Consider the following 9,481-nt stretch of genomic DNA (forward strand, 5'->3'; position numbering starts at 1 on the left):
CTCTGATGTTTCTTCACAACAACAGGCTCAAATTCACCTTTTCTGTCCCTTGGTATCTCAAGTTCTATTTCTCCGTAATCGCTCCTAACTGTCTTCTTGCTATGTCCATTCCTCGAATTGTCAGTCTCTTTGCTCTTGTAGTCATGCTTCGAATATCCAAGCTCTTCCTCTAGCTCTCCTTCAAGCATTTCTTTAATAATGTCACCAAACAACTCCTTCATTACCTCTTGAACATCTCCGACATTTTCAAATCCATTCTTCTCGATTAACGACTTGATCTTTTCTCTGTCAAATTTCATCTTCTCTTCCCTCCATTCTTCTATTCCATTCTAGAGGGTTTACACAATCTTTTTTACATACTCCTTTTCGAATCGCTTCCCCGCGAAGCGGGCATTGCGTCCGCCATGCTTTTCGGCGCCCTGCGTCTTGTTCCGCTCTTTCCAACCCGCTACCTGCAACTCCCGACAACGGTTTCTCATAAGCCCAGATCCTTAACAGGAGCGCTTCAGATGACGAGATGAGCTGGTTCTGATGAGATTGCTTCATTTTGCTTTCTTCTCCGTTTCTTCTTCTTCTTACAACTCACAACTTGCATCTTGGAACTGCTCTTCACAACGTACAGAGTTTTCTCCTAAGCAAAATTGGCTCTTTCCCCGCGAAGCGGGCACTGCTTCCTGGTGCGATCTTCGCCAGCATTGCGACCTGGCGTGATATTCGCCAGCCTTGCGTCCGCCGATTCTCTTCGGCGCGTTGCGTCTTATTCCGCTCTTCCCGACCCCCTACCTGCTACCCCTGAACACGTTTCTAAAAGTCACTCCAGCTCCTTAATCCATTCGACAATCAGGTCTATCAATTCAGCGGAGACATAACCCGGCCTGTTGTATTCTTCGATACTCTTGATCGTTCCGTCCGTTTCTATGAAGATATGATTGAGTCCTTCAAGCAATTCAAGTGTGACATTTGGACTTTCTCCAAGCTCCTCAGCGAAGATGTCGAAGTAGTGTTTGGGACTCTGAAAATCAAGCTCGGCATTTGCAATCAATACAGGGAGCTCCGTTTCCTCCAGTACCGGCATACAAAAATATCTGTCAAGGCTGTAGTAATAGCCTGCCGTAAGTCCGGGGGCAATCTCCGTTTCTTCCGGGATTTCTCCATTCAATAACTGAGTGAAGAACTCGATTGTCTGAGCTTTCTGTTCTTCCGTCATTTGGTCTCCAGCCAGATCGAGATTCTGATCCAGACTTATCTGAGCGAGTTTAACGGGAGAACCGGCAAGAACTATCACGCCATCGACTCCAGCCTCTTCAGCAATCCATGGAGCAACCATTCCGCCCATGGAGTGTCCGGCGAGGTAGATCCCGCTGAATAGGGGAATTGACTTCATCTGTTCGATGACGACCAGAGCGTCGTCTACGTATTCCGCTTCGGCAGTTGCTCCGATTTCGTCCGCTTTGTCCGGGTATACAAGGTATTTCTTTGGATATCTCAGTGTCGCAATTCCCCTGGATGCGAGTCCCGCAGCGATGTCTCTGTAAGGCTTGTTCGGGCCCAGAGTACCATCGATATCGTGTGTTCCCGATCCCTGCAAGATGATTACTAACGGATACGATTCCAGACCGTTAGGAACCATCAGTTTTGCCGGAAGATAATATGGTTCCTTGCCTACAGTGATGTCTTGTTCCGTGTAGGCTGATGGGTCGGCATATTCAGGCAACTCCCTTTCGGAATATGCTGACTGACGGAAATAGAAGCCTGCCACCTTCTCGTCGCTGTCGAGAGTGACAGTGATGTCGAAGATTCCATTTGCAAACCTGCATGCTAAAACAAAGGAGATCATACCGTCATTCGTTGATGAGTCCAGATTCAGAACTTCTTGGAATTCCCCGGCCACGCCAACAATATTTGCGTATGCGCCGCTTAGCGCTTCAGGAGTGAGACTTGCCTTCACCTGTTCATTCTGAAGCTCGAAGATATTCTCGAATTCTCCGGAGAAGAATCCCTTGAGATAGGTGTCAACTACTTCATTTCCTGTTTCAATCATTATGCTCTCCGTTTCAAGCTCTACGTAAGAAGATGGTCTTATGAAGAATCCCGCGACCTTTTTCTCGGCATCCAGAGTAATTATCACATCGAATACTCCCGCCTTGAATTCAGAGGCGAATATGTAGGACACAAGATCGCCCTGAGGTACTTCGCTGATATTTAGGATCTGGACGAAATCTCCAACCTGCATCTGCAGTTGCCCTCTGAGATTTCTCATTGCTGAAAGCGGCTGCGCCTTCTTCATCTCGACATTCTGCAGCTCATAAGCTTCGGGAAACTTCCCGTTGAAGAAACTGTCTAAGTACTGCTTCGCGATATCAATCGACGCGAAAGATAGAACGGATGCAATTAGAACCGCACTTACTAGAATCCTTTTGATCATTTTCCTTCCTCCTTAACAATTAGCAGTGTTACGATTACCTTCAAGAATCAAGATCTGTGTTCATCTTAAGAATTCGGGCCTCCAGCTCCAAATAACGGGCAGAAGATTCGATGGATGCTGGAAAGAACCGTCCTAGGATGAGATCAATATCAAGCTAGAGGGCAGAGGTGCGAGGGTAGAGGTATGAAGATCGAGATCAATATAATACCAGGAAACGCTGAACTTAGAAAGCTTCTTGCCTCTACTTTTTTTGCTACCTCTCGAGTGTAAATTTACGACCTCTTCCGCTCTCAATTCCGTATGATCGAAAATCAGTCCTTGGTCCTTCGTCCCAAATCATTTAGGCATAGACACTCCGCTTGAGCGGATCATCATTACCCACATCATATTCTCTGGATCTAATCATCTCGCGGCGTCTAATGAAGACCCTGGACACGGAGTGTCAACGATGAACCGCTCTTCTGTTCTTGATCTTAAATCCCCGCTCGAGCGGGGGGGACCGCTTGCGGTGGGGAGTGTGGATGAGATGACCCGCTTGAGGGGGACACTCTCCCAAAAGGGGAGTAAACAGCCTGGCCTCACAAGGTCTGTACTCACTTTCACCGCGCCATCTCTTGACCCTACCGCTCTTAAGATCGGTGGAGCGTGAAGCTAGAGAAAGGGCATTTTCGAGACGTTCGCTTCGCTCACGAGAGGACGAGAACTCCCTCTCTCCTGTTTCTCGTACTCTCTCCTCATCTCGTACTCTCGATGCTCTTCTTTGAAACAGACACCCTCCGCCACTTCGTGGCCCTCCTCCCTCAAGGGAGGACTTAAGATCAGGATCATCAGGAGCGAACCACAGTGTTTCCGCAAGTGCCAGTATATGAGTGCCGTTTACCTCCCTAACTTATGGGTAATGACGAGCTCTCGGCCCAACCGCATTGTTCGCTTCTTTTGTCTGTCATCCTGCAGTGACAACATTCAGATCTGCTTTTCTCGCTACTCAGGGCAGTCTCGAATGCCGCCTTTCTCGAAGCGAAGCTTAATCTCAAGTGCAAAGCGTCTTTTCGTTCTCTCGATACGGTTTCTCCATCTGACTGAGAAAGGCCAATCGTTGACGGCCAGAGATCCGCTTGTTAGGGAACGCTGCAAGCTGAGCACTTCAAAGAATCGGCCTCAGTGGGATTTTCGGAATTGCTTCCCCGCGAAGAGGGCATTGCGACCTGGCGTGATCTTCGCCAGCCTTGCGTCCGCCGATGCTCTTCGGCGCCTTGCGTCTTATTCCGCTCTTCCCGACCCCCTACCTGCTACCACCGACCACGGCCAGGCCCGCATTAGCGACATTCTCGCCATCATTTAGCCTTCCGAAAGTGGTCTGTTTTCACACTTCCTTCTTTTCAAAGACCTTGTAATCAGTTACGGTCAGTACAACTGTCGCTGCAAGCAATGAGACCAGATAGATCCAGTCAATAGTCCCCTTCTGTGCTATACTCGATCCCAGTATAAAAGGATATAGATTCAGCCAGGAGAGCGTATCAATCATTCCAAGTATGGGCAATCCTAGGACTATTACTACTCCGGCGACGACTGGTTTAACCTGATCTCTACTCATTATAGAAATCATCGTAAAAAGAGAGTAGAAGAATGTGACTCCGACCAGCTGCTGGAGCAGCACTTTCAGCGTATCGGCAAACACCGTGCTGTAACCGGCGAAATTCATTGCTACTGGACCGAGCAAAGACAAGACCGCCGTTATTGTCAGTACGGCTCCGAGCCCCGCAAGATACTTTGTCCAGAACACTTCGTTTCTGTTCTTTCTTGAAAGCAGGAAGTAGATCGTCTTCTTGTCGAATTCCTTTGCGAATATGGGGAAGGCAATCAGCAGAACGACGAAGGGGAGAAACTGCCCGTAGTTCTTTCCGTGCCACTGACTCAACAGATAGTAGTTGTCTTCATTAAGTCTCGAAAGACCTGAAACGTCTCCCATAAGATTCTTAAGAAAATCCGGCATATCTTCAAGTTGAGCGGTCATTTCTTCCATCATCTGCGCTGCATAAGGTCTGAGAGCAATAGTTGTAACCAATGAGATTAACAAGACGACGAACATGATTACTACTCTCAATTTCATTTCGTGGATTTCCTTATAGAACATGCTTATTCCCCCTTACAATTGTCCCGAAGAAGGATTCAAGACTAACCTCTTCTCTTCTAGATCCAGCTATCTCCTTCAGCTTCGCAATCTCTTTAGGGTTGTCGGTGAGAACTTTCAGCGCATCTGCTTCTTTGACGACGGCGATGAAGTCATTCTTATCTATTTCCGTTTTCAAAGGCAGAGAGTAAAGAGCAAACCTATCGTCCAATCCCTTCATTTCTCCTGAGTAGAGAATTTCGCCTTTGTACATTATCGAAAAGACATCGGCGATCTTCTCTACCTCGGGAATGATGTGAGAGGTGTAAAGTACTGTCTTTCCATTAAGGGATAGATTCTTTATCATCTCAAGAACTTCGTCTCTCCGGAGTGGATCAAGACCCCACGTGGGTTCGTCAAAGATGAAGATGTCAGCGTCCTGAGACATTGCAATTGCCAGATAAGTGGATGTCTTCATGCCGTGAGAGAAAGCAGATATCTTCTTATTCATAGGGAGATCAAAGTCCTTCATTTGTTTAGCAGCTTTATCTGCCGAAAAATTGCGCATGAGCATCGAACACATCTTAACTGCCTTTTCCGGAGTCAGGTTGTCATAGAAGCTTTTGTCTTCCGGAACAAATGAGATTCTCTCCCGGGCGACATCGATTTTCTCTCCAAGTATCGTTATCTCTCCGGAATAATGAACAAGACCAAGAATTGATTTTAGAGTTGTGGTCTTTCCCGCGCCGTTAGGACCCAAAAGAGCGTTGACCTTTCCGGGCACAAGCGAGAGGTCTATCCCTTTTACAGCCTCGAAATTCCCGTAGCTCTTCTTAAGGTTCTTAACTCTGATCGCTTCTTCTAACATTGAATTCACTCCTCACTGACTATCCTAACTGTACTATATCAACTAATACAGTTAGTTGTCAAGGGGGTGCTCTGAATCTCCTGCTTTTTCCAGTGATTCTAGAATGTAGAAGTCAAGAAGTGATCACAATGTATAATATTGCAGTCTTCAGAGAAACGAGAGATCAGGGAGCTGAAGACAGGGGGGATGTTTGCGATGAAGAGATTTCTAATGTGCGTTCTTTTATTAGTCTCGCTTACTGGTGCTTCGATCGGTTGCACAGGGTTCAGAGTGGTTTCGAGGGATGGTTCAATTATTGCTGCAAGGACTCTCGAGTTTGAATTTGATCTCGAAAGCAAAATCATGGTTGTACCTAGAGGTACTTTTATGACTGCGTTTACAACCGGCTGGGAGGGCCTGAGCTGGAATGTGAAGTACGGATACGTTGGGGCCAACGCCTTGGGCATGGATTTAGTTGCAGATGGAATAAACGAAGTTGGTTTGGCATGCGGCGCATTCTACTTCTCCGGTTGCGCAGGTTACCAGGAGCTACAAAGAGAGTTTTACAGAGAAACTCTCTCTCAGTTTGATCTGGTAGGTTGGATTCTTGGCAACTTCGCAACGGTAGATGAAGTGAAAACAGCGCTCGAAAATATCCGTGTGTACGGCCTTGCCATTATGGCCACGGAGTCTACTGTTATGCCACTTCACCACATTGTCTATGATGCAAAGGGAGGCTGTATTGTAATAGAGTACGTTGAAGGTGAACTGAACATTCATGAAAACCCTCTTGGAGTAATTACAAACAATCCCACATTCGACTGGCATCTTCAGAATCTCTCGAACTACGTAAACTTGACTCCGGTAAACATCAAGAGTTCTAAGTTAGGCGATTTTGAAATTAAGGCGACAGGAAATGGAACTGGATTGCTTGGGCTTCCTGGGGACAACACATCTCCAAGCCGATTTGTGAGGGCCGCCTTCTACTCTCACGGAGAAGTGAAGCCAGCCCATGCAAAAGAGGCGGTAACTTTGGCCTGGCACATCTTGAACGCTCTGGATATTCCTGAAGGTCTCGTAGTCAATGAAGAGCTGGGATGGGTAGTTACAAGAGACATTGCTTATTGGTCGGCAGTAAGGGACTTGACCAACAGAGTCTACTACTACAGGACATACGGTGATCTGAATATCAGAAAGGTAGAGCTTGATAGAATCGATTTTTCGAGTGGAAACATAAGATTTCTGAATATGAGTCACGAACAGAGTTATATCGATGTGACTGACGAAATCAAGTGAAAATACAGTCGTGAATATGTCGAAGGGCTCCTAGGTTATGTGAGAGCAAATACGCGAGAAACAGCCCGCTCGACTAGAAAACGCTGTACGCTGCTGAAGACAACGTTGCCCGTCTACGGTCAGCCACCCTCCGAGCAAGAGCAGAAGTCATTCTGCCTACGGCAGGAAGCGATGCTGGCGCTTACGCGCCAGAAGGCATTTTCAGGTTTACCGTCAATGATCCTCCGTTCTCCCACAAAAGTGGGCGAAGCGGATTATGAGGATAAGAATAGCAGGAAAGGGTTGTCAAAACCGCGTTGCCGAGGTGTGAAAAAGGGGAATGACGAGATCCTAAGGGCATCATCTAATCGCTTAACAGGAGCCCAAAACCTAAGTGTTTTTGGGCAGGCTTTCAGGGCTGGCTCCGCGGGATAACAACGAATGGTAATTCCGAAAACGTCACATCACATCATGCAGAAGTGGGAACCGTCCTTGTTCCTTTGTCAAGATCATGAACCCTTCCTTCCAGAAGACCTGTTCTTCGTTCCGACGCTACGCGTCCAGGTTCTTGGTTCTTCGTCTAGGATTCCGCATGCCGAACTTGATTCACCTTCTTGCCCTTGTCCTTCCAGTAGATGGGCAACGGCTAACCAGCTTATATCCGCTCTTTCCTACCACCAGCCCGTCACCACCAACCTCGGTCTTACAAAAAAGCCCTGATCCCGAAACAAGTTCGGGATGATGTCCTCACAGGCGCTGATAATTCTGAACGGTTCAAGCTGTTTTTGTTTGTCAGACCCTAGACTCCAGAATCTTACCCGCTATCAATACCGTCATAAACTTGTTTCAGGCCAGGGTCATGTATTGTGATTTCAGTTCCTCTTCTTGCAAATGACACACTGCAACTTGGAACTGATCCTTCGCTATTACCTGCCAACCCGCGGCTCCCGGCCATGGTCTTCAAAAGTGCAGATCCCGTGCAGACCCCCAAACAGGAGCATTTTGAGGCGGGCTCATTGGGGCAGGCTTACGGGTGATGAAGTAGGAGTTTGTACGAGTGACATGGGGTGATAGTCTTCTCTTGCATCGCGTCATTCTGAGATGATCCTGCTCAGAATCCCGATCTTCACGTGAACACAACGGCTCTTTTGTCCGCGAAGCGGAACTGGCTTCGCCGAAGGCGAGACTGGCCAGGCGAAGCCTGAATGGCCTGCGCCAGCAGACTGGCCACCGTAGGTGAATGAACCAACTCGGTTTGTCATCCTGACGTGCTCTTGGTCAGGGCGAAGGGATGAGGCGGATCAGAGGTAAGAGGAATGAGGCTAGAGGTAAGAAGATCAAGATCTCTTCGCTCTTCCGACCTCTTGCCTTTGACCTCAGGCTCTTCCCAAGGACGGGTCCATGATCCGGGACGGGCAACGAAGGACGGTTCTTAAGATCGAGATGCTGAAACAAGTTCAGCATGACGCATTGTCAACAAACAGGGGTTTCTAGCTTCCACCGAGAACATCGGTGAGATTGATCGAAACAATGATCCTTTTTATAGGTTCAATGAGTCATCTGTTTTGAAGATCCACTTAACTTCTTCTCTCAATCTTTTAATGAAGTAGGACGGTTCTTTGTTTAATTTATTCCACTCGGCCAAAGTGTAGATCAGAAGATCGACCGGAACCGGTAAAATCGACAAATCCCATTCCGTTCCCCGTTTTCCGAAAGGAGCTTTGGAGTCTTTCACTACAACAATCCCATCAAGGTCGCTTCCCACTCCATTGTCGCCCCGAGCGTAGGAACCGAAGTAACCTATACTTAGAATGTTGGAATCCCGCTTCAACGTTTCTGACCACTTAAAAAACGAATCGACTACAGCCTCTTTACTTGGCCATTTCATTATTGACGAATTCAACAATCTCACCGGCATATGCAATAGCCTCCTCACTTTGCTTGCTTCCGAAATACTCAAAAGGAGAGCCTTCGGGATGACTATTCGGATATCTCGCAGGTATGTAAGAATTGTCAAGAATTCTCGCCTTATCCAATAAATCGTCGGGCAGCACAATTCCTTCAGGAAGTTCTTGAATCAGTTTGCTTACCATGTGCCCCCACGCTTCCTGACCCAAAGAAAGATGGAGAGCCCTTACTGCCTTTTCTGCCGCTTGCTGTGACGCAAAGCAAGCCCATTCATGCTTTCCATTTATAGCAGACTCTCGAGCGTGTTCTAGATCTCTTTTTGCTTGACGTAACCAATCCAACGACCTATCGGGCATGGATATCCCTCCCAATCGTGATTATAGCACCTGCAACCAGTAAGAGGATGTGGCCTTCAGTGGCAAGTCGCACTTTGCTCTGCTAGTTCCGCTTCGTAGGGAAAGAGCAGCTGTACGCTTAAGAACAAGAACCCGCTGATCGCTGCTCAAAACAACGTTGTCCGTCAACGGTCCACCGTCCACCGAGAAGACCGAGACCGTTGAACGCTTAAAAGCGGTGAACCCGCTGAACGCTGTGAAGAGCCGACTTTGTTGAAATCAAACCCGAGAACCTTTTTCTTAAGGAAAGAGCAATGTCGAGGCGTTCGCTGCGCTCACGAGAAGGCGAGAAATACGGAAGCCAGTCAGGCCTCGGTGGAGGATTTCCTTTTCGGGCGAACAGCCGTTCGCCCCTACAAAAGAATTGCATAACCTTATGACATTGTCATCCCGTAGAGCCTGCCCTGATGTGCACCTGTTCAGGGTACCTGCACGGGATCTCGCCCTGAAGATCCGCTATACGCCAGAAGTTCTGCTGTACGCTTAAAAGCGGTGAACCCGCTGAACGCTGTGAAGAGCCG

The 9,481-nt window shown here is 47.7% G+C and carries 8 protein-coding genes; 1 reads left to right on the forward strand and 7 read right to left on the reverse strand.

Annotation, left to right across the window (positions count from 1 at the left end; all coding sequences use genetic code 11):
* The 5 genes from Q502_RS00570 to Q502_RS00595 form a co-directional block, all read right to left on the reverse strand.
* On the reverse strand, positions 1-299 hold a 299-nt coding region (locus tag Q502_RS00570), incomplete at its 3' end, for a transposase (protein ID WP_181815875.1).
* Between the two features lie 512 nt (positions 300-811).
* Complete coding sequence (locus tag Q502_RS00580) at positions 812-2,425, reverse strand: DUF3887 domain-containing protein (RefSeq protein ID WP_102819317.1); 1,614 nt, start codon at positions 2,423-2,425, stop codon at positions 812-814.
* A 651-nt stretch (positions 2,426-3,076) separates the two neighbouring features.
* Complete coding sequence (locus tag Q502_RS14525) at positions 3,077-3,208, reverse strand: hypothetical protein (protein WP_258001922.1); 132 nt, start codon at positions 3,206-3,208, stop codon at positions 3,077-3,079.
* Positions 3,209-3,788: 580 nt separating this feature from the next.
* Positions 3,789-4,559 carry an ABC transporter permease subunit gene (locus Q502_RS00590; protein WP_099830895.1) on the reverse strand — a complete coding sequence of 257 codons (771 nt, stop codon included), beginning with the start codon at positions 4,557-4,559 and terminating at the stop codon, positions 3,789-3,791.
* Positions 4,549-5,403, reverse strand: coding sequence for an ABC transporter ATP-binding protein (locus tag Q502_RS00595; RefSeq protein WP_099830896.1), 855 nt, complete (start codon positions 5,401-5,403; stop codon positions 4,549-4,551). Before Q502_RS00595 ends, Q502_RS00590 begins: the two co-directional genes overlap by 11 nt.
* A 195-nt stretch (positions 5,404-5,598) precedes the next feature.
* Between Q502_RS00595 and Q502_RS00600 the strand changes: the two genes are divergently transcribed.
* Complete coding sequence (locus tag Q502_RS00600) at positions 5,599-6,678, forward strand: linear amide C-N hydrolase (protein ID WP_243392441.1); 1,080 nt, start codon at positions 5,599-5,601, stop codon at positions 6,676-6,678.
* Between the two features lie 1,519 nt (positions 6,679-8,197).
* Here Q502_RS00600 and Q502_RS00610 read toward each other — a convergent pair.
* Both Q502_RS00610 and Q502_RS00615 read right to left on the reverse strand, forming a co-directional pair.
* Positions 8,198-8,575: a nucleotidyltransferase domain-containing protein gene (locus Q502_RS00610; RefSeq protein ID WP_099830898.1), complete on the reverse strand. Its 378-nt coding sequence runs from the start codon at positions 8,573-8,575 to the stop codon at positions 8,198-8,200.
* Positions 8,529-8,921 carry a HEPN domain-containing protein gene (locus Q502_RS00615; protein WP_099830899.1) on the reverse strand — a complete coding sequence of 131 codons (393 nt, stop codon included), beginning with the start codon at positions 8,919-8,921 and terminating at the stop codon, positions 8,529-8,531. Before Q502_RS00615 ends, Q502_RS00610 begins: the two co-directional genes overlap by 47 nt.
* Positions 8,922-9,481: the final 560 nt, after the last annotated feature.

The organism is Mesotoga sp. Brook.08.YT.4.2.5.2. (genome assembly GCF_003351125.1).
Lineage (GTDB): Bacteria > Thermotogota > Thermotogae > Petrotogales > Kosmotogaceae > Mesotoga.

What these genes read in the sequence shown, in the direction of transcription:
- Q502_RS00610 (WP_099830898.1), bottom strand. Translation starts at nt 8,575, where the DNA reads ATGCCGGTGAGATTGTTGAATTCGTCAATAATGAAATGGCCAAGTAAA.
- Q502_RS00600 (WP_243392441.1), top strand. Translation starts at nt 5,599, where the DNA reads ATGAAGAGATTTCTAATGTGCGTTCTTTTATTAGTCTCGCTTACTGGT.
- Q502_RS00580 (WP_102819317.1), bottom strand. Translation starts at nt 2,425, where the DNA reads ATGATCAAAAGGATTCTAGTAAGTGCGGTTCTAATTGCATCCGTTCTA.
- Q502_RS00595 (WP_099830896.1), bottom strand. Translation starts at nt 5,403, where the DNA reads ATGTTAGAAGAAGCGATCAGAGTTAAGAACCTTAAGAAGAGCTACGGG.
- Q502_RS00615 (WP_099830899.1), bottom strand. Translation starts at nt 8,921, where the DNA reads ATGCCCGATAGGTCGTTGGATTGGTTACGTCAAGCAAAAAGAGATCTA.
- Q502_RS00590 (WP_099830895.1), bottom strand. Translation starts at nt 4,559, where the DNA reads ATGTTCTATAAGGAAATCCACGAAATGAAATTGAGAGTAGTAATCATG.